The organism is uncultured Marivirga sp., from assembly GCF_963974845.1.
Classification (GTDB): Bacteria; Bacteroidota; Bacteroidia; order Cytophagales; family Cyclobacteriaceae; genus Marivirga; species Marivirga harenae.
The window spans coordinates 41,883-63,133 of record NZ_CAXBEQ010000010.1 but is presented as its reverse complement, the minus strand read 5'-3'; the positions used below and the strand labels follow the sequence as shown (position 1 = coordinate 63,133).

Sequence of the window (21,251 nt, the reverse complement as noted above, 5' to 3'; positions counted from 1 at the left end):
CACTCCTCTATAATTGTATTTATCTAATAAAATATATGATTAGAGTTACTCCCAGAGGAGACTTATTTTTAGGTCTTCTTCTTTTTCTTTTTGGCAGCAGGGAATAGAATATTATTTAAGATTAATCTATAGCCAGGTGAATTAGGATGCAAATTTAAATCGGTAGGTGGCTCACCCACAAAATGTTGATAATCTTCTGGGTCATGACCTCCGTAAAAAGTCCAAAAGCCTTTTCCAAAGATGCCGTGGATATATCGTGCCTCGTTTATTTCATTATTTTCACCCAGAATTACCACATCAGGTTTAATCAATGATTTTCTGTAAGCGGTCGTTTGCCCCATAAATCCTTTTACAAGTTTTTGATGATTCTGCGTCAACATGGTCGGAATCGGATCCCATTTTGCGGAGAATTCAAATAAGGTGAAGAAGTCATTTCCTTCTTTGATGCCAGGTCGATCAATTTGGTTTTGATCGATGTTTGAATACTCATATTCCAAAGGATTCATTTCCAATTTGAAGTTCTCGAAAGCCAGTGTTTGCTCATAGTCTAACTTTTTTTGAGCATTCGGATCAGCTGGATCTCCATCATACATCCGGGCGGCAATATCTATCCCTGCTGCAGAAAGAGCAATATCATATGTATCAGTTGCAGAGCACATGGCAAAAAGGAAACCTCCCTTATTGACAAAACCTCTTATTTTCTGTGTGATCGCGAGCTTAAGTTGAGAGACTTTTCTAAACCCATGTTTTTTGGCCATGGCTTCATATTCTTTCTGTTGTTCAATATACCAAGGCTGATTGGCATAACTGCGGTAGAATTTCCCGTATTGCCCTGTGAAATCTTCATGGTGAAGATGTAACCAATCATAATCGGAAAGACCCTCAGTCATAATTTCATCATCAAATATAACATCATAAGGAATTTCGGCATATGTCAAGACAAGCGTAACAGCATCATCCCAAGGTTGCTTTGACTTGGGTGAATAAACGGCAATTTTTGGTACTTTATCCAATCGCATCGCGTCTTTATTGGAAGACGGACTGGCAATTTCATCCAATAAACTATTGGCATTAGCATCTGAAATGATTTCATAAGACACCCCTCTAATGATCAATTCATTGATTATTGTTTGTTTGCTTTCAATTAAAAAACTTCCCCCTCTGTAGTTCAACAACCAATCTATTGGGATTTCTTTTTCCAATACCCAAAACGATAAGCCATAGGCTTTTAAATGGTTTGATTGTTCTTTGTCCATCGGGATCAAAATTTGATTGGCCTTGGCATAGAATATGAACAGGAAAAATAGTAGTATTAGTGAAGAGAACTTTTTTAGCATAAAAACTGAAATTATCTTATTATAAATATATAACTAAATATATTTAATGGAGTTTCAAATCAAAGTTTATTACTTTTATGTAATATATAGTGAATAATCACATTAAATTGCTAAAATTTACAAAAAAATTATTTGATTTTGGATTATCTGGAAAACATTAAAGAAGGGGTTAGATCGATTAAAGGCAATCGATTGAGAACAATTTTAACAGCGGCCATTATTGCTATTGGTATCACGGCTTTGGTTGGGATTTTAACAGCCATTGACGGAATACAAAACTCAGTTAGTGGAAATTTGGCAGGTTTGGGAGCCAATAATTTTGATATCGAGGCCAGAGGGTTAGATGGAAGAAGAAGTACATCGGATGGTAAGAAGGAAAAACGATATGAGCCGATTGGCTACAAAGAGGCAGTTCAATTTAAGAATAAATATAATTTTGCAGGCAGTGTCTCTATAACAACCAGAGTTACGGGAAGTGCTGAGTTAAAATACAAATCTGAAAAAACTACCCCCACTATTAGAGTCTATGCTTCTGATGAGAACTATTTAATACAAAATGCTTATGAAGTTGATAAGGGTAGAAATTTTGCCCCTTTGGAAATTCAGAATAATAGCAATGTGGTTATTTTGGGTGCTAATGTAGTTGGAAAACTATTCAAAGAAAATGTCGATCCCATTAGCAAGGATATTTCGTTTTTCGGTTCTCGTTTTAAAGTTATTGGCGTATTAAAAGAACAAGGAGGAATGGGAGGAGGAGGAGCTGACCAGTCAGTCATAATTCCTATAGGCTTATCTACCTTAATGGCAAGTCGGACTTTACAATATGATATTACAGTATCAGTTCCTGATCCAATCTTAATGGAACAAGGAATTGCTGAAGCAACGGGAGTGATGAGAGGAATAAGAGGTGACGGAATTGGTCAGGAAAACTCTTTCAACATTCAAAAAAGTGAATCTTTAGCCGAAAGAATGGAAGAAATCGCTGGCTATCTTAGAATTGGAGGTTTTGCCATTGGTGCTATCACCTTGCTGGGTGCTTCAATAGGACTCATGAATATTATGATGGTTTCCGTGACGGAAAGGACGCGTGAAATAGGGATTAGAAAAGCAATTGGGGCTTCTCCAACAAAGATTCGATTACAATTCTTGTGGGAGGCCATTGTGATTTGTCAGATTGGAGGAATCGCAGGAATAATTTTAGGAATTGGGATAGGAAATGGCATTTCAGCTATTATTGGCGAAGGTGGTTTTATAGTGCCTTGGCTATGGATGTTTGTAGGTGTTGTGATTTGTGTTGCCGTTGGTCTGCTATCTGGATATTATCCCGCATTCAAAGCTTCTAAATTAGATCCTATCGAGTCATTAAGATATGAATGATCGATAATAAATTCATGAGAAAGTTTTTATTCCTTATAATAATATTTGAAATAGTATCCTTTTCTGTATCAGGAAAGGATAGCTATTTTAGAGGCTTTTTTCATGGAAAGAATGTTTTTGTAAGAAATCCTTATTTGGGCCAAGAATTAGGGTTTTGCATTGAGCAAATCTATTTAAATGGTCAGTTAGTTGTCGAAAATCCTGAAGTGTCAGCATATGAGATTGATATGCAAGAACTTGAACCCGATGAAAGGGTAGTAATCCGTATTGTCCATCATGATAATTGCGAACCTGCCCTAGCTAACCCTGAAGTCATCCAAGAGGATTTGAAGTTTAGCTGGTTAAAAGTGTATGTAGATGAAAATCAGATTATCTGGATTACTACAAAAGAATCAGCTGAAGGATTTTATATAGTGGAAAAGGATACTGATGATGGATGGATGCCATTGGATACGGTCAAAACAAAAGGCGGTATTTTCATTAATCAACATAGTGTAGAACCTGACCATGTGAAAGGGGATAATCTATACAGAGTACAATATCATGATCCAAAAATGGAGGTGAAATTGTCCGAAAGTTTTAATTATTATTCTGATAAAGAAGAAATAAGTCATGCCATCGATGAAGACAATTGGGTGATTGAATTTACTCAGGAAGTCAGTTATTTACTGTATAACAATAATAGCAGAATCATTAAAAGGGGGAAGGACGTATCCTGTGATATTAAAAAGCTGCCCAAAGGTCGTTATATGATTAAATATGATGACAAAGAAGTGTATTTTGATAAGAAGTAATAATTAGTCAACACCTCAAAATTTCCATCTGGTTGATTAGGTAAGATATCTACCCTAACTCTTTTTAAAGCTAATATTTCACCAGTTTTAATTCTCATTTTCTTGAATAAATACAAATTTAATTCTAACAAACACTTGTAAGTTAAATTTAAGTTTTGCAATTTACTCTGCATACAGCATAAATTATAACCAAAACTAATTACTATGGAATTAAGAAAAATATTAACTGTATTTTTGGCTTCAGCTTTACTATGGTCTTGTACGCAAGATGATGAAAACCTTAGCCTGATGGAAGAAAATGTTCAACCAGAACAAGAAATCAAAATTGTACCCAAAGAGGAAATTGATGCAATTATAAAAAATGCATTGGAAGAACGAAATGAGTTTAATTGGTCTGAGCTCAATGATGTCCAATTATGGAGTGCTTTAGTGCATTCTGATAGTGTATTGACAGTAGGCTATTTGGCCGATGGAGAAAGCAATATTAATCAAAGGATGACTTCAATAAATGTTCAGGATCCTGATTGGGTTAATTCACGAAAAGATATTTTAGAGGAAACACGGGCGGTAATGGAAAGAAAAAGAGAACAAAATATCACAGATGAGGATTTGCCTAATTACTCACACGAAGTTCTTCCCTTTATAGAAATGAAAGTTTATGACCTTGAGGTAATCAATCGATTAAGAACTTTGGAAAATGTCAGGTATGTGGAACCATTAAGCTATGAAGTTGAATTCCAAAAATATGGTGAAGGAGAGCGTTATAGTGACTCGGGATGTTCCAACGACCCAAATTACAACATAGCCGGCCTATATACAGACATTGCACCAGGCGCGAAAATGTCTTGGAATTATCCACAAATGGGAATTGATCAAGCTTGGAATTATAGTACAGGCTCTGGGATAACTATTGGAATGATTGACACGGGATTGTCTCCAGATCAAGATAATTTAGGAAGCCAATTCAATTCTGGCTATTCGCAGAATAGAACAGTTGAAAGAAAGGGAACTTATCAAACCGGTTCTTGGTGGTGGAAGCGATATGACGGACCTGAAGACAAATGTGGTCACGGAACCTCAATGGCTGGTGTTGCTGCAGCACCAAGAAGCAATGACGGTTCTGCCGTAGGCGTGGCTTATAATGCAAACCTAGTTGGCGTAAGGGGAACAAGTGATGTTATTGTGAATGGTGGAAATGAAAAAGATGGAGTTACTGAAGCATTGGTTTATCTTGGAAATCGATCTGATGTTAAGATTATCAGCATGTCTATTGGCGATGTGTTCAATAATTCCAAAGTGGCCGATGGTATTCGCTATGCTTATGGAAGAGGGAAATTGATTTTTGCCGCAGCTGGTACTTCTACAAGTTGGACCAATTGGTTTGGTGTTATTTTTCCTGCCAACATGAACGAAACCGTAGCAGTTACTGGAATAAAAGAGGGACAATATAAAAGATGTAATACTTGTCATTCAGGAAGCAAGGTAGATTTTACCGTCATCATGGAAAAAGCGGGTTCTGACGCTCACCCATTATCTGTGGCTATGAGTGGGAATCAACCATCAACAGTTGGTGGATCTTCCGTGGCAACGGCTACAACAGCTGGAATTGCAGCCCTGGTTTGGTCAAAAAACCCTAGTTGGAACCGTGATCAAGTTTTGCAGAAGCTTAGGGAATCTTCTGATTTTTATCCAAACAGAAATTCTGAATTTGGATATGGAAATCTAAATGCATTGACTGCAGTGCAATAAGATATATAATTAATAGAATTGCTGTATTTAAGAGGCTGTCTTATTAAAAATAAGACAGCCTCTTTTGTTCGCTTTTAATTATAGTTTCAAAACCTCTCCACTTTCATGTGGTGTGCTTGAAGCTTTTCCAATCTCCTATTACCTTATTATTAATTTATTTGCAAAAGCATTATCACCCAAACTATTTTACTTACCTTTGCAACTTGATTAGTTATCATTTATATAATGTTGTGTTAACTAGTTGAATATCAGTTAATTTATTTATATTATTTAGATGTCAGAAATTAGAAATGTGGCGATTATCGCCCACGTTGACCACGGTAAAACTACCTTAGTCGACAAAATTATCTATGCATGTCAAGAATTTCGTGAAGGAACGGAATCAGACGAATTAATTTTGGATAATAATGATCTGGAAAGGGAGCGTGGAATTACCATTTTGAGTAAAAATGTATCCGTTACTTATAATGGTGTTAAAATTAATATTATTGATACTCCTGGTCACTCAGACTTTGGAGGTGAAGTAGAGCGTGTTTTGAAAATGGCGGATGGTGTATTGCTTTTGGTAGATGCATTTGAAGGACCTATGCCACAAACTCGTTTCGTTTTAGGAAAAGCATTAGACTTAGGCTTGAAGCCAATAGTTGTTGTAAATAAAGTGGACAAAGAAAACTGCCGACCAGATGTAGTACATGAGCAGGTTTTCGATTTAATGTTCAACTTGGATGCCTCAGAAGATCAATTAGATTTTCAAACCATTTACGGTTCAAGTAAAAACGGTTGGATGAGTACTGACTGGAAAGAGCAAACGGATAATGTTTTCCCTCTTTTGGATGAAATCATTAAAACAATCCCTGCAGCTCCTGTTAAAGAAGGTGTTCCGAAATTACAGATTGTGTCTTTGGATTACTCTTCCTTCGTTGGGCGTATAGCCATTGGAAGATTATACCAGGGTACTTTGAAAGAAGGTATGCAAATCGGACTTTGCAAAAAAGATGGTTCTGTTAAGAAGATGAGAATCAAAGAATTACATGTCTTTGAAGGCTTAGCAAGAAAAAGAGTGGAGGAAGTATTTTCTGGTGATCTTTGTGCTATTATTGGTTTAGAAGGTTTTGATATTGGAGATACGGTTACCGATCCTGAAAACCCGGAGCCATTGCCAAGAATTTCTATTGATGAGCCTACAATGAGTATGCTTTTCACTATCAATAATTCACCATTCTTCGGTAAGGAAGGTAAATTCGTTACTTCTCGTCATTTGCGTGATCGTTTGATGAAAGAGACTGAGAAAAACTTGGCTTTGCGTGTAGAGTCTACAGAGTCCGAAGATAAATTTTTGGTTTACGGTAGAGGCATTTTGCACTTGTCAGTTCTGATCGAAACGATGAGAAGAGAAGGTTATGAATTGCAAGTAGGTCAGCCCCAAGTATTATTTAAGGAAATTGATGGCGTTCGTTGTGAGCCCATTGAGCATATGGTTATTGATGTTCCAGATGATGTTTCTGGTAAAGCTATTGAGCTAGTAACCCAAAGAAAAGGTGAATTATTAGTAATGGAGCCGAAAGGTGATGTTCAGCATTTGGAATTTGACATTCCTGCAAGAGGTATCATCGGTTTAAGAAATAACATGATGACTGCTACTGCTGGTGAAGCGGTAATGAATCACAGATTTAAAGAATATGCTCCATTTAAGGGTCATATTCCAGAACGGAACAAAGGTTCTCTAATTTCAATGGAGGAGGGCCCTTCTACAGCATTTGCGATTAATAGATTGCAAGATAGAGGTGTGTTCTTTGTTGAACCAGGTGATGTGATCTACAAAGGTCAGGTTATTGGGCAACACTCAAGAGATAATGATTTGGATGTGAATATTAATAAAGGAAAGCAGTTAACCAATATGCGTAAATCAGGTACTGATGACGCCATGAGAATTGCTCCAAAAGTCAATTTTTCACTTGAAGAATCGATGGAATTTATTCAAAAAGATGAATATTTGGAAGTTACCCCCAAGAGCATCAGAATGCGTAAAATCTATCTTGACGAAAATGAGCGTAAGAGAATGTCTAAATAAGAGTACATTTAGAGAATATGATATCTTGAAGAAGCCGGTTAATGCCGGCTTTTTTTTTTGATCGTATTTACATAAAAAACTCTACCGATTCGTAAAAAACTATAGCTTATACAGCTTTATGAAGCGAATGTTTTTAGGGTTATCAGATTAAGAGATACCTATTTTCATTTTTTTTTGCTTTCTTTATCTGTATTTATTTTTGAGCTAAAGCTAAACTCCAATTGCTATCAAGATGAAAAACTCAATTCTTTGTATTTACCTTCTATTATTTTCATTTGCCGCATTCAGTCAGAAAGATCCTTTTATTATTTATAAGGCTAACGGAAAAAAAGTTTCTTATAGAAAGATGTTAAAATCTCTCGAAAAAAGTGACATCATTTTATTCGGAGAGTTACACAACAATCCAATTGCACACTGGCTGCAATTTGAGCTCACAGTTGACCTTCATGAAAAGAAGCAGTTGATATTGGGTGCAGAAATGCTAGAAGCTGATAATCAGCAAGTGCTGAATTTATATCTTAAGGACAGTATTTCGTACAAAGGATTAGATACTCTAGCAAGGCTTTGGCCAAACTATAAAACAGATTATGCACCTTTAGTTGATTTTGCCAAAAAGGAGAAGTTAGACTTCATAGCTACGAATGTCCCAAGAAGATACGCTAATTTGGTATACAAGAAGGGATTTGAAGCGCTTGATTCTCTTCCGGGAGAAGAAAAGCAGTGGATAGCTCCGCTTCCGATTGCCTTTGATAGTGAATTACCGACCTATAAAAATATCCTAAGTATGATGGGAGACCATGGTAGTCCTACCTTGGTGATGGCTCAGGCAATTAAAGATGCTACCATGGCGCATTTCATAATGGAGAATTATAAAAATGATCATTTATTTATTCACTATAACGGTGCCTATCATTCTGATTTTTACGAGGGGATATTATGGTACTTGAAAAAGGAAAGAGAAAATTTAAATTATAGGATCATTTCAACCGTCTCTCAAAAGGATGTCAGTGAATTACAAGAGGAAAACTACAATAAAGCTGACTTTATTATCTGTGTGGACAGTGATATGACAACGACATACTAAGCAGATTTCAGCACTTATATGGAGATTCAAAGCTCCCAGTCTGCTTCGCACCTCCTACAATAGTGGAGCATCAGGAGTCTTGATCTAAGCTATAGTATGCATGATTGCATGTATAGCTTCTTTTTATTTTTCTTTGATTAACTCAGTAAGACTTTTCTTTCTTTTAGCAATGCTCATCAAGTCCATGGTAGTTTTTTTAAGGTGCTTTAGCGAACAAGAATATCTCAAAAAAGTAATCCTTTAACTTATTTAACTTTGAAGCATACTTTTTTAACTATTCAATGGTTTGTTTATGGCCTTTATTCGACTTCGGGAGAAGCCTCACTAGTTCTTTTCAATAATACAGTTAGTAATAGGCGCTACGTATCTATTTTTATTGTTTTTTTAAATATGATCTTTCTCTGTAAGCTAATTAATCCCTGGCAATGAGTTTCTGGAGTTTCGAAGGGAGTTAAGATCGAAATAGCATCCCGAATATTCTAGAGTCAGACTTATCTTTATAGCAGTAAAATAGTCAATGTCATATATAATTTTAATGCCATAATTTTATTATATTAGTCCTGAGTAAGTCCAAATAGGGAGTGCATTAGGTCACTAATGGTACAATAAAAAAGCGAGCAAATGGCAGCAATTAAAACAAGACAGCATGATGGCGATGTACACGAATTCATTGAATCTTTTTCTAATACCGAACAAAAGAAGAAAGATAGTTATGAATTATTAAAGCTTATGGAGCAGGTATCAGGTCACCAACCGAAGATGTGGGGTGCCTCTATCATTGGATTCGGACAATATCATTATAAATCTAAAAGAAGCAGTCAAGAAGGCGATTGGCCACTTATTGGATTTTCACCCCGGAAAGCTGCTATTTCTTTGTATGTTTATTCTGGCTGCGCAGGTCAGGATGATTTATTGAACGATCTAGGAAAATTTAAAATGGGAAAAGCCTGTATTTATGTTAAAAAGCTATCAGATATCAATCAAGAACCACTCAAAGATTTAATGCGGTCTAGTATTGACTTTCTTCAAAAAAAATATGATTAGTCACTCTAATTACTAAAAATATGGACAAGGCAACACAAAGCATGATTGATAATTTGCACAAAAACACAGGCAAAACCCTACAGCAATGGATTGAGATCGTAAATGCAAAAAATTTTGCAAAGCATGGTGAAATTATGAAGTTCCTTAAAGAAGTGCATGGACACTCGCATGGATTTGCAAATTTGATTGCTCATAAAGCCAAAGGCTCAGATGCAGGTTCAGCTCAAAATCCTGATGACTTGATTGTTAAACAGTATATCAGTAAAGAGCATTTAAAGCCAATCTATGATAAGCTGATTTTCGAGATTAAGGCCTTTGGAAATGATGTTGAAATAGCTCCTAAAAATACTTATGTGAGTTTAAGACGCAAGAAACAGTTTGCACTATTGAACCCCGCGACCAAAACAAGATTTGAAATCGGAATTAATCTGAAAGGGCAAGAACCTAAAGGGAGACTAGAGGCAGAAAAGCCAAATGCTATGTGTTCTCATAAAATAAAACTAACTGAAATCAAGGATATTGATCAAGAAGTATTGGATTGGTTGAAATTAGCCTATGAAGACGCAATTTAAGACTTTCACTAAATAGATTAATAAAAAAACTAATATGGCTACAAAAGGAGAAATGCCAAACTTTGCCACTGTTGATGACTATATCGCCAGTCAGCCAGATGATGTGCAAAAAGTATTGGAGGAATTAAGAAAGATTATCAAAGAAGCCGTGCCTGATGCAAAAGAAATGATGAATTATAAAGTGCCAGTTTTTACTTTGGTTCCAGAAGGGAAAAGAGATCAGCAGATTATGATGGCGGGCTATGCAAAACACCTTGGTTTTTACCCATTTCCGTCAACTATCGAAGAGTTCTCTGATGAGCTGAAAAATTATAAGCGAGGAAAAGGATCAGTGCAGTTCCGTCTAAACGAACCACTCCCTAAAGATTTGATTACTCGTATGGTAAAATTTAGAAGAGAAGAAATATTGAAAGGATAGTCTCCCATCTCAAACTACTGATTTGAATACAATTCAGAGTTATTTTTTCTGAAAGCAACCTTTAATAAAGAACATGCATCTTGCTTAAAAGATTTACATTTCATTAAAGGATAGTATGTTAGAAAACGCAAAGGTCAATGTCAAAATCAAGCTTTCCCTACTGTGGGCTTCCGTATTATTCTGCTATCTGTATGGTGATTATTTTGAACTATATGTGCCTGATAAAGTGGATAGTCTTCTCACAGGTACCAATGTCCTTGACAGTCCAAGCAAATTATTGATAGCGTCCGTAGTCCTAGCGATTCCGGCATTAATGGTTGCTTTATCCGTCCTTTTAAATCCTAAGTTTAATAGAATATTAAATATCCTCTTTGGTATCTTATTTACTGTTATGATGGTTTTTATAGGGATTAGCTCCATTACTCCTTGGTACAGCTTTTATGTGTTTCTTGCATTCCTGGAAAGTTTGATCACGATTTTGATTGTACGGTTTGCATGGAAATGGCCTAAGAAAACTCCAACCTTAGACTAAACTACCACCTGTAGCCAAATTTAATACCTACCAAATTCCAGGCATAAAATTCAAGTTGCAAGGGCGCAACTTCAAAAGCAAAATTGAAACGATTATCTCCTGCAAATTGCACACCTATTGGGAAATAGGGTAGATACTCCATACCTATTGTCTGGAATAAGGATCTCGCAATTGAAACGCCTACGTAAGGAGTCCACTTTCTTGCTGAACCACCCAAAAGATGAGCCTTCAAACCTGCATGCGCACCGATAAAACCGATACCCGCTTCGGCTTGCAAGTGATAAGTTAAAAATCGGTCATAAGAAATGGAGCAAACTGCATTGGGGCCGATGGCATAAAGACTCAGTCCTGAGGGGAATTTTTCTCTGTTATTCAAAGTCGAAATGTCCTGTTTCTGTGCTTGCACTTTCTCAACCAATAATAGTAGGAATAAAATGAACGTATTTTTCAGTATTGGGCTCATAACATCAAAAGAAATACTAAGTGAATATAGTCATTTTGAATTAAATCACTGTGAGATTAGTAATTCCAATTATCTAATAATATTAATGCTCAAATGTAATTGGAGCTTATTTTTTTGGCATTTAGCCGTTAATAATCAGTTTGTATTCATTAAATTATACACTTATGATATGGAAAGTATAAAAAGTGGAGAAGGAAAGTAGGAAATACTAAATCAGCATCCATTTATGATCTTACAGTCATCTAAAAAAGTCAATTGCAGAGGTATTTGATAACATAATTTTTACTTACCTTCATCTAAACAATCATTTGAAAAATATAACACATATGGATATTTCAGTAGCTCAATCGGATATGAGAAATGCTTATTTTGGTGGAGCTCCTGGGGTCATGATTTCAGGTCTTATTTGGCTGATTTCAGGTATTGCTTCCTTTTCAATCTCCCTGATGACTACAGTCATCGTCTTTTTTATCGGGGGGATGCTTATTCATCCTTTGTCAATCGTAATGAGTAAGGCAATGAAACGAACTGGGGCTCACCAAAAAGCTAACCCTTTAGCTAATTTAGCCCTAGAAAGTACTTTTCTGCTATTTATTGGTTTATTTATTGGTTATATTATGCTGCAGATCAAAGCGGAATTATTTTTCCCTGTAATGCTGTTGGTTATAGGAGGAAGGTATTTGTTTTTCTCTACATTGTATGGCATCAAACTATTTTGGCTTTTAGGAGTATTACTTATTTTGCTTGGTGGTTTTGGTGCGGCCTTGAATTTGTCGATTCAAATTTGCTTGATAGGAGGAGGGATAATTGAAGTGATTTTTGCTGGACTTCTTTTTCAGAAAGAACGTCTTGCAATTAAGGCGTCTTGAAATAAGCAAAAGTTTACTGAAGGCCACATTCAGATTTCTTTCTACTATAAATAATCAAATCTAAAAAAAGCGGAGCACTGGTTGCATTGAACTGTTGATATATTGTAGAAATAAAAACAAGACATATGTCAAGTCCAGAACATAAGCAGAAAATATGGAGTCTGTTTAAAGATATTAAAATAGGAATGCTGACCACGAAAGAGGAGGGGGGTGATCAACTACGAGCTCGGACGATGACTTTAGCGCAAGAGGCTTTTGACTGTACGCGGCATTTTCTATAGGTTCATTTTAAACCTTTTGACCGTAAATCCTTTTAATAAAGCTTAACCATTTAAATGTATCATTATGAAAAAAACAATTACACTCGCATTGGTGCTTTTCGCTATGTTTTCTATAAGCACTCAAGCGCAAGAATTCCCTCCTTTGGATAAAAGTCCAATGGATATGGCTTACTACCCTTCAAAAGTAGCTTTAAGAGCTTTCGCGAAAACTGACGAAGGTAAAAATGCAGAGCCGATCATTCGAGTAACGTATTCCAGACCCAAAGCAGACGGAAGAGCTGTATTCACAGAATTAGAAAAGCCGGGTAATATGTGGAGAGTAGGGGCTAATGAAGCAACTGAAGTGATGTTTTTTCAGGATGTAAAAATCGATGGAAAAAAAGTGAAAGCTGGTAGATATACCATGTATATCATGCTAGGGGAAGAAGAATGGACAGTTTACTTGAGTACCGATACAGACGGTTGGGGGCATTATGCTTTTAAACCAGAAGCAAGTAGCGTAGCACAGATTACCGTGCCTGTTGAAAAGACAGAAGATACGATTGAAAACACAAGTATTATGTTTGAAGAAGCGGAGCCAGGAGCACATATGTTAATTGGCTGGGATGATCGCATGGTACGAGTTCCCATTGAACTATAAGTGAGATTACAATTCTGTAAATTGAAATACAAGAGCCGGCATTTATGCTGGCTTTTTTGTTCTGTGGCAAGTTTAGCTAGTCTTAATTTAATATCCACTTTTCATAAATAGCATCAATCAGAGGATTGATTTACATTTTTGTCTTTTAGATTTACTTTAGAAGTTCAATGTTGAATCCTTCAAGGTACTCTTCGATTTGGAATTGCTTTTTTAGGTTTTGAAAAAAAATATAATAGATATATGTCTACAAAAGAAAAATATATCTGCAATATATATGGTATATGTTTACGAAAGGTGCATATATTCGGATGCTACCACAATCGTATCTAATCGAAAGCGAGCTATTAAATTATGAATGATGTCTACCTAACTACAATACTAACGATTACACTGATTTGCCACATATCCGCCATTATCATTGGGTATAAAATAAAAAAAACAACTTTAACGATATCTTATTTAAATGCGGTTACTGTGATCGGGGTATTCGTTATTTTGGCTGTTTCTAGCCCGAATATCACACAACATCGTTTTGAAATTAGGGAATTACTAGTGATAGGCCTCGAATCTTGTATTTTAATATTCGCTTTCTACTTTGTACTTGGTTTTCGTAATAAAATCTATGTAAGAGTCATAAATTTCATTGGATTTGGAATTCATTTATTGGCTACAACAGGAATGTTTTATTATATGTTTACATTTGAATTTGATAAACTTTTTTAATGATTGATCGAGTGTAATTTATAAATGAAGGTTTCTGAAGTTAATTTATTGATTTTTGTACTTGTATTTATTCATTTCTCTGGATATGCACAATCAGACCCTAATATGAGTAACAGTTCTATTACAATACCATTAAAAATTGGAAAAAACCCTAGGACTGTATTTGAGGAATTAGTTATAGAACCTGCCAATCTATTTATTCAATCCAAACCACTAAACAACAACTCACCACATTTTCAACTAGAATTAAATGTATTTAACAATGAAACTAAATACTCTACTTTTCTCTGGTGCTACAATGCGTATACTGATAATCAACAAACAAACTATCCAAAATCATATCAAGACTATTCTTTTGCTTTAAAAATTAATAAGATGGAAGTTGCCTTAGTAGTGGAAAAATTAGATTTTGGAAAATCAATGTTTCTTGATTTCGGCCAAACAGCAGTTATTGCTAAGCTTGAAATTCTGTTTAAAGATTGCATTAGTGAATGGTCAGAAGATATAAATGGAAATCAGACTGCTGGCCTTAATTCATATACTATTTCATTATCAGAGGAAGGTGAGCAGAAAAGCGTGTCATTTATGTCACTAAACAAGCTTATCGATCAGGAACTAATTATAGAATGGAAGAACTATGAAATTTTGATTTTAGAAGATTCAGAAAAAGTCTTAAAGCTAATCGTTCATAAAAACGATTCTTAAAAAACTGTCGGCTATACCGATAAGAATCCATTGCTAGTCTTCGCCCTAATACAAAAAATTCTGGGAGATTATCTACTTGGATAGTATTTGAAAATTTGTTGCAAAGCTTATGCAGCCAAATCATGCACAAAGTCGGTAAAGAAGATTAAACCTATTCCGTTTATGCTTTTCCATCATGAATTAATTTTCTTAATTAATATCATAACTTGCGTTTTTTATAAATTAACAATCAACTGTATCTACCAACTTTCATGATTAAGAACCAAAAACTCCTCCTCCTAATCCCATCACTCTGGGCCAGTATTTTTGATATATTCATTACCAGTTTCTGGCAAGACCCTAGATATTGGAAAGGCGATTTAACAAAAGCAAAGGAAGGCAATCCGATTGGCGCTTGGTTTATGTCGCAGCATGTTTCGGGTTTGTTTATTATCTCTACTATCTGGGTGATCTTGATTGGGGTATTAGGTTATTATTTGCCTCGTAAACTGAGTAAGATCTTCTTACTTTTCACTTTGATTGCTCATAGCTATGGGTCATCCACCTGGCTATTTCAGTTTTATGGTTTTTGGAGTGCCATCATATTTATATTCATCAATACAGTGCTCTATGTGCTTATAGATGAGTATGTAAATCAGGAAAAGAATGGGAAGATCATTTGATTATACTGCTCAGCCTACTTGTAAGGGGTAGATGGATTTTGATTTCCTAAATTTAAATAATATCGATAAGGATTTGAGAATCTGCGAATTGTTTATCTCTACGATATTTAAGGTATATAGCAATCCCACTTTTTAAAGTTTTTTATTAGTCCGCTTTCGTTTGCTGGTTTAGTATTTTATATCACACTCCTACAAGCAAACATATTAGGAAAGGTCATTCTATCCAGATAAATAGACCTAATATGTAGTCATGTGTTGGATTTACTTTAGCCGCTCATTCAATAAATAAAACCCGTTACCTTTTAGATATGCAGTGCAGAAATTTTCAAATTACAATTTATAGCAGTAAGTTGTCATTCCCTCAAATACGTGTTAAATGAAAATAAGTCTTTCATTTTTAATTGTCATATCATGTTTGACTAGTTGTAGCAATAGAGAAAGTAAGAATTCTGAAATCTACCTTGGAACCTACAGAGTAGCAGATAGAGTCATCCCATATCCTTTCATACTCAAACACGCTAGAGACTCTGTTTTTCTCTTTGATGCAAGTGGAGCCAGTCTGGATAATGCAGATCTTCATTCAATGAAAAAAGGGGGAGAAATTATTTTGGGCGAAAAGCATCTTAAAATATTAGATAAAAATGAGAGCAATTTAATTCTTTTTGATTTACTGGATACGATATCTTTCCGAACATATAGCAATGGGAAACCAAACATAAAATATGCTGCTAAGTTTCAGAAACTGCTTGTCGAAGATGAACTTGATCTTCAAAAACTCGGTGTTGTCCTGCAAAAATCTATTTGGAAGTATGAGCTTCAAGAAGGTGATAATTCTAATCCAAATCACGATTTAGATATCAAACAAAGCTTCAATTTTAAAGAGGATAGTGTAAACATTATAACCAATTACTACTATCAGACCTCAAAAATGATCTCCGAATATGAAACCAAAGCCTATCAGATTTTTGAAATTGATGGAATTTACTTTCTCTCCCTACGAAAAGAAAATGATAATCCACAACTGATTTACCGCTTGAAAGGCTTTAATTCCCAAAACATCGAATTGGAGGATTATTCCTCAAAAGTTAGCAAAAGCTTGAGTTTGCAGAAAGATACGCTAAGCATTGATGGGTATCGGAGGCGATTGCAAAGCACAGCAGCTTATGCTAATTGTTATGATGGCTATCAAGGTGAGTATTATTATGAGGACGTGACCTTCAATAAGGGAAATGAATTTATAGCAGAATATGTAAGTGAAAATCTTCCTCAAACTGAATCGAAATCGGGATATATCATTATTCATTTTAACATAAATTGTAGTGGAAATCTTGGTGATTTTGGACTGATTCTAATGGATAAATCATTTAACGAATCCGTATTCTCAATAGAACTGGTAAAGCATATCATTAACAAAGTGAGTGAATTAAATGATTTCCCGCCTTCAGCATCACAGAGAGAATGGCTTCAATTCAAGGATGTACATTCTTTTTTAATGTTTAAGATTGAGCGCGGTAAAATTACAGATGTAAGTCCTTAAAAATGAGAATAATTAGTCTAATATTACTATTACTATTTGGGAGTTGTCATCAAAAGTCAGTCAATGATTATGATTCTTTAAATGAAGCTGAAAAAGAAGAGCTCAGCAACTGGTTTGATACAATTTCAGAAGAGCGTTTTTTGCAACCGTCAGCAGTGCATAGAGCGTATAAAGACTCCGCTTTGATTTTGCAGCCTAATAATGTCGATATAAGACAAAGACTTTCTTATTCATATAAAAAAGTGGGCGAACATATAAAAGCTATGGAAGTCTTAAATAAAGCTGTTGAAATTGATATTTCAAATGGAAAGTCCAATGCGCTAGAATACAGAGCTTGGACGCTCTTATATTATTACCGAGACTATGAAGGAGCTGTACGAGATGTGGATTTAATTGAAAAAATTACAAATAATTTCTATAATTCTTGTTGGGGAGAACCTTGCGGCTTAATTAAAGGACAAGCTTTGTATAAATTGGGAAATTATAAGGAAGCCATCGAAAGATTCAAAATGGTTACTGCAGAGGAGGAGGCATTGGGTTTTGATGGTAATTTTTTGGTTTCCTTTTACACTGGAAGATGTTATGCCGAGCTGGGAGAGTATAATAAGGCAATCGGCCATTTTGAAGCATCATTAGGTTCAGTCAAAAAGTTCACTGAAGCATACTTTCAATTGGGCTTAGTCTATGAGAAACTTGACGATCAGAAGATGGCAACTGAAAATTTCAATTTAGCAAAGAAATACATCAAGTACAGCATGAACGAACCTTATATCGAGCGGTTTGATGAGGTCTTTGAGTATATGATTGATCGAAAATTGGCGAAATCAAGTGACAACAATTAGTTACTGTTTGAAATATTGGCCTTAAATAACGGTCTGAGCATCCTCCTCCAAGACAATACCTAAATCAACAATCCTGAACAAATGCAAGGAAGTCAGTTTTTCTCGATCAAATATATTTGGTTTTAACTTGCAGAATTAGCTAGTATGTGTAATTTTAAAAGACGGCTTGGCTGGTTGTAGATGGTGAATCATAAATGAGTCCGCCTTGCTTTTCTCTCAATAGCCAATGACTATAATGCACTTATGGTATCCGAAAAAGTAAAAATATCACCAATACTTGATGAGCTAAGTTCGTGTATAAATGAAGAGGGGTACTATCACCTTTGTTGGATTCAAGACCATGTTCGATATATAGAAATTAACAATACCCAATACCGCCACGTTTCAAATTCTGTTTTCTTTCTTACACCTGATCATCGTTGGACAATTTTTAAAAATGATGTGGGTACTTCATCGGGTTATGTGCTATATCTGCCCAAAAGCATTTTGAACCATCCAACCTTTAAAAACCTTCATATCACACAGGTCAGATTATTTAAGTCCACTGATGAAATTCCAAAGATCAATCTTGCTCCTGGTATAGAAAAACGGGTGCAATCTATTCTTGAAATGCTTGATGAATTAATAAGCACTAATCTGGCACATAAAGAAGAAGCTATTTTATCGCTCTTAAACACTTTTTTTATGTATTGCGATGGTAAGTGTAATATCAAAAGTGTGATTTCGGATAATAATGCTAAAGCAACTTTAGTGTATAAGTTTAAGAAAAGTATTGACCAGCGCTTTACACAAGAACATGAGGTTAGCCACTATGCTAATTTACTTAATGTATCAAGCAAATATCTCAATGAGTGTGTGAAAGATGTTTTACATACGAATGCAAAAAACCTTATTGATGAGCAATTAATTATGAGGAGCCGTCATATTTTAAAATTTACAGATAAAAGCGTGAAGGAAATATGCTACGAATTAGGATTTTCTGCCCCCGATTATTTTAGTTATTTTCTCAAAAAGCATACGGGAATGACCCCATCACAGATCAGAAAAAGCTGAGCCGTTCTAAATTCAAAGGTTTTACCGATTTTATCACAACTTTGATTGCCATTGGTGTCCTTATCTTTACTCATAAAGATAAGAACCATGAACAGAAAAAAATTTATACAGACCTCAGGAGTAGGAGTTGGCATTGCTCTGCTTTCCGGAATAGCAAGTAGTAAGCCATTATTTGGAAAAACAAATCTTGCCAATAAGCTCAGTCCCAAAATTATTAAAGACAATGAAGGGGAAGTATTTAACGTCTTAGGAGACGTGCAAAAACACAAATTGGTGGGTAGTGACACCAATAATCAAATTGTTGAGTGGGTGGATGATGTAGAGCCAGGCGTTGGAATTCCTCCCCACGTCCACACTAAGGAAGACGAAATTTTTCGGGTTATAAAAGGAGAAGTTGAGATTTGGCTAGGGGGTAAAAGTACGGTGCTTCAGGCTGGAGATACAGCTTTTGCACCTAAAAACGTTCCCCATTCCTGGACGGTTGTCGGAACAGAAAAGGCTAAAATGTTAACAAGTGCATTTCCAGCAGGGATTGAAAAAATGTTTCATGAGTTAGCGGAATTACCGCCTGGTCCACCTGATTTAGATCGGGTAGGGCAGATATGTGGAAATTATGGGATAAACTTTATCAAATGATTGCTCGTATTTAGGTTTTGCTATTAGAATATGGAGTATCTGTATTCCTAATTGCAATCTGCTTCAATCACCACTAATCCAGTCATATTACTGTTAATCGAATTAGCAATAGTCAATTTCAATTCTTTCAATTAGATTTATGTGATATCATTTAATTAATGTGAAAGAATATGATGAATATAAAATCTACTTTATTGATGAGCCTGCTATTGGTTTGTGTTACTGGATTCGCCCAAAACCGAAAAATTGCAGTAGACACCACAGTGGTGACTAGTCACAGCACTACCATCGAGGGACAAAAAGTTTCCTATACCGCCACTACTGGTACACAGCCTGTTTGGAATGAAATGGGTGAGCCAGATGCCACTTTGTTCTACACATACTACAAGAGAACTGATGTAGATGCTAAAAATCGTCCGCTCTTAATTTCATTCAATGGAGGCCCGGGTTCCGCTTCCGTTTGGATGCACGTAGCTTACACTGGTCCTAAAATTTTAAATATCGATTCAGAAGGTTACCCTGTACAACCTTATGGCTTTCATGAAAATCCGCATTCTATTTTAGATGTGGCTGATATCGTATTTGTAAACCCAGTGAATACCGGTTATTCCCGCACGATTCCTGAAACTGGCAAAGACGTCAATAGAGATAAATTCTTTGGTGTAAATGCGGATATCAAATACTTAGCGGAATGGTTGAACACCTTCGTAACACGTCACGAGAGATGGACTTCGCCTAAATACTTGATAGGAGAGAGTTATGGTGGTACACGTGTATCAGGCTTAGCCCTAGCCTTGCAGGAGCAACAGTGGATGTATCTCAATGGCGTAATCATGGTTTCTCCAGCTGATTATACAGCCATCAATTCCGATCCAGCGATTTCTACGGCTATTAATTTTCCTTACTTCACGGCAGCGGCCTGGCATCATGGAATGTTGTCCGAAGCCTTACAATCGAAAGATCTTCTGGAAATCTTACCTGAATCAGAAGAATTTGCCATCAATACCTTAATGCCAGCTTTAGCTAAAGGCGGTTTTCTTTCAGCTGAAGAAAAACAGCAAGTAGCGGAGCAGATGTCGTTCTATTCAGGCTTATCGGAGAAATCTATTTTACAGCATAATTTGGATGTACCTACTAGCTTTTACTGGAAGGAGCTATTGCGAGATGAAAGCGGATATACCATCGGCCGATTAGATTCTCGCTATTTGGGTATAGACAAAACAGAAGCAGGAGTTTCTCCTGATTACAGTGCAGAATTAACTTCTTGGTTACATTCTTTTACACCTGCAATCAATTCCTATATCAGAGAAGAATTGAACTTTAAGACTGATATTAAATACAATATGTTCGGCTCAGTTTATCCTTGGAGTTTTGAATATAATAATACACGCGAAGATCTCAGAAAAGCAATGGCGGAGAATCCATACTTAAATGTGATGTTCCAAACGGGCTATTATGATGGGGCTACCACTTATTTCAATTCTAAGTACACCATGTGGCAGCTTGACCCTAGCGGTAAAATGAAAGACCGCTTAAGCTTTAAAGGCTATAGAAGTGGTCACATGATGTATTTAAGAAAAGCAGATTTGGAAACGGCTAATGACGATTTAAGAGAATTTATAAAGCAAAGTGGAGCAAACAGTGAGTCAGCAAAGTATTAAGTGAAAGTGGCACAAAGCCAAACAATCAATCTTTGATAAAAAGAGCCAATAAGTTTTACTTTTATTGGCTCTTTTATTTCAGAATCAAATTTGTGTTCATCTTAGGGAAAGAATAAAAGCCAAAGATTAAAAACGGTTTGAGTGAAACCGCTTGATAAAGTTTCAAGGTCAATCAAATTATTATTCCAAACATATTATTCT

General features: G+C 35.7%; 21 protein-coding genes. 19 read left to right on the top strand and 2 right to left on the bottom strand.

Annotated features, from left to right (window positions below; genetic code table 11):
* Positions 1–68: 68 nt before the first annotated feature.
* A complete protein-coding gene (locus AAC601_RS17690; protein WP_303270213.1) occupies positions 69–1,256 on the bottom strand; it encodes an asparagine synthetase B in 1,188 nt (395 codons plus the stop codon).
* Positions 1,257–1,475: 219 nt separating this feature from the next.
* On the opposite strand from AAC601_RS17690, the gene AAC601_RS17685 reads away from it, so the two are divergent.
* The 9 genes from AAC601_RS17685 to AAC601_RS17645 all read left to right on the top strand — a co-directional run bounded on the left by AAC601_RS17685 (position 1,476) and on the right by AAC601_RS17645 (position 10,978).
* Positions 1,476–2,714, top strand: a complete 1,239-nt coding sequence (locus AAC601_RS17685) for an ABC transporter permease (protein ID WP_303270212.1) — start codon at positions 1,476–1,478, stop codon at positions 2,712–2,714.
* A gap of 14 nt (positions 2,715–2,728) precedes the next feature.
* On the top strand, positions 2,729–3,508 hold the full coding sequence (locus tag AAC601_RS17680; protein ID WP_303270211.1) for a hypothetical protein: 780 nt from the start codon (positions 2,729–2,731) through the stop codon (positions 3,506–3,508).
* 204 nt (positions 3,509–3,712) lie between these two features.
* Complete coding sequence (locus AAC601_RS17675) at positions 3,713–5,257, top strand: S8 family serine peptidase (protein WP_340153991.1); 1,545 nt, start codon at positions 3,713–3,715, stop codon at positions 5,255–5,257.
* 274 nt (positions 5,258–5,531) lie between these two features.
* Entirely contained in the window at positions 5,532–7,328 is a 1,797-nt protein-coding gene (gene typA / locus AAC601_RS17670) for a translational GTPase TypA (RefSeq protein WP_303270209.1), read from the top strand.
* 232 nt (positions 7,329–7,560) lie between these two features.
* Positions 7,561–8,412, top strand: coding sequence for a ChaN family lipoprotein (locus AAC601_RS17665; protein ID WP_340153990.1), 852 nt, complete (start codon positions 7,561–7,563; stop codon positions 8,410–8,412).
* 621 nt (positions 8,413–9,033) lie between these two features.
* Positions 9,034–9,456 carry a DUF1801 domain-containing protein gene (locus AAC601_RS17660; RefSeq protein WP_340153989.1) on the top strand — a complete coding sequence of 141 codons (423 nt, stop codon included), beginning with the start codon at positions 9,034–9,036 and terminating at the stop codon, positions 9,454–9,456.
* Positions 9,457–9,476: 20 nt separating this feature from the next.
* On the top strand, positions 9,477–10,028 hold the full coding sequence (locus tag AAC601_RS17655) for a DUF4287 domain-containing protein (RefSeq protein ID WP_303270205.1): 552 nt from the start codon (positions 9,477–9,479) through the stop codon (positions 10,026–10,028).
* Positions 10,029–10,062: 34 nt separating this feature from the next.
* The gene (locus AAC601_RS17650) at positions 10,063–10,446 is read left to right on the top strand and encodes a DUF1801 domain-containing protein (RefSeq protein WP_303270204.1); all 384 of its coding nucleotides are present in this window, start codon (positions 10,063–10,065) and stop codon (positions 10,444–10,446) included.
* Positions 10,447–10,561: 115 nt separating this feature from the next.
* Positions 10,562–10,978: a DUF6326 family protein gene (locus AAC601_RS17645; RefSeq protein WP_340153988.1), complete on the top strand. Its 417-nt coding sequence runs from the start codon at positions 10,562–10,564 to the stop codon at positions 10,976–10,978.
* A gap of 1 nt (position 10,979) precedes the next feature.
* Here AAC601_RS17645 and AAC601_RS17640 read toward each other — a convergent pair whose 3' ends face one another.
* Positions 10,980–11,441 (bottom strand): hypothetical protein, encoded by a 462-nt coding sequence (locus tag AAC601_RS17640; protein ID WP_303270202.1) that lies wholly within the window; start codon positions 11,439–11,441, stop codon positions 10,980–10,982.
* A gap of 326 nt (positions 11,442–11,767) precedes the next feature.
* Between AAC601_RS17640 and AAC601_RS17635 the strand changes: the two genes are divergently transcribed.
* The 10 genes from AAC601_RS17635 to AAC601_RS17590 all read left to right on the top strand — a co-directional run bounded on the left by AAC601_RS17635 (position 11,768) and on the right by AAC601_RS17590 (position 21,050).
* Positions 11,768–12,310, top strand: a complete 543-nt coding sequence (locus AAC601_RS17635) for a hypothetical protein (RefSeq protein ID WP_303270201.1) — start codon at positions 11,768–11,770, stop codon at positions 12,308–12,310.
* A gap of 125 nt (positions 12,311–12,435) precedes the next feature.
* Positions 12,436–12,591 (top strand): pyridoxamine 5'-phosphate oxidase family protein, encoded by a 156-nt coding sequence (locus AAC601_RS17630; RefSeq protein WP_303270200.1) that lies wholly within the window; start codon positions 12,436–12,438, stop codon positions 12,589–12,591.
* 64 nt (positions 12,592–12,655) lie between these two features.
* Entirely contained in the window at positions 12,656–13,231 is a 576-nt protein-coding gene (locus AAC601_RS17625; RefSeq protein ID WP_303270199.1) for a DUF2911 domain-containing protein, read from the top strand.
* 747 nt (positions 13,232–13,978) lie between these two features.
* A complete protein-coding gene (locus AAC601_RS17620; RefSeq protein ID WP_303270198.1) occupies positions 13,979–14,659 on the top strand; it encodes a hypothetical protein in 681 nt (226 codons plus the stop codon).
* A gap of 251 nt (positions 14,660–14,910) precedes the next feature.
* The gene (locus AAC601_RS17615) at positions 14,911–15,321 is read left to right on the top strand and encodes a hypothetical protein (RefSeq protein ID WP_303270197.1); all 411 of its coding nucleotides are present in this window, start codon (positions 14,911–14,913) and stop codon (positions 15,319–15,321) included.
* Between the two features lie 376 nt (positions 15,322–15,697).
* Positions 15,698–16,858, top strand: a complete 1,161-nt coding sequence (locus AAC601_RS17610) for a hypothetical protein (RefSeq protein WP_340153987.1) — start codon at positions 15,698–15,700, stop codon at positions 16,856–16,858.
* Positions 16,859–16,860: 2 nt separating this feature from the next.
* On the top strand, positions 16,861–17,700 hold the full coding sequence (locus AAC601_RS17605) for a tetratricopeptide repeat protein (RefSeq protein WP_340153986.1): 840 nt from the start codon (positions 16,861–16,863) through the stop codon (positions 17,698–17,700).
* 243 nt (positions 17,701–17,943) lie between these two features.
* Complete coding sequence (locus AAC601_RS17600) at positions 17,944–18,753, top strand: helix-turn-helix domain-containing protein (protein ID WP_340153985.1); 810 nt, start codon at positions 17,944–17,946, stop codon at positions 18,751–18,753.
* Positions 18,754–18,840: 87 nt separating this feature from the next.
* Positions 18,841–19,389, top strand: a complete 549-nt coding sequence (locus AAC601_RS17595; protein WP_340153984.1) for a cupin domain-containing protein — start codon at positions 18,841–18,843, stop codon at positions 19,387–19,389.
* A gap of 197 nt (positions 19,390–19,586) precedes the next feature.
* Positions 19,587–21,050, top strand: coding sequence for a carboxypeptidase (locus AAC601_RS17590; protein WP_340154009.1), 1,464 nt, complete (start codon positions 19,587–19,589; stop codon positions 21,048–21,050).
* The last annotated feature ends 201 nt before the right edge of the window (positions 21,051–21,251 follow it).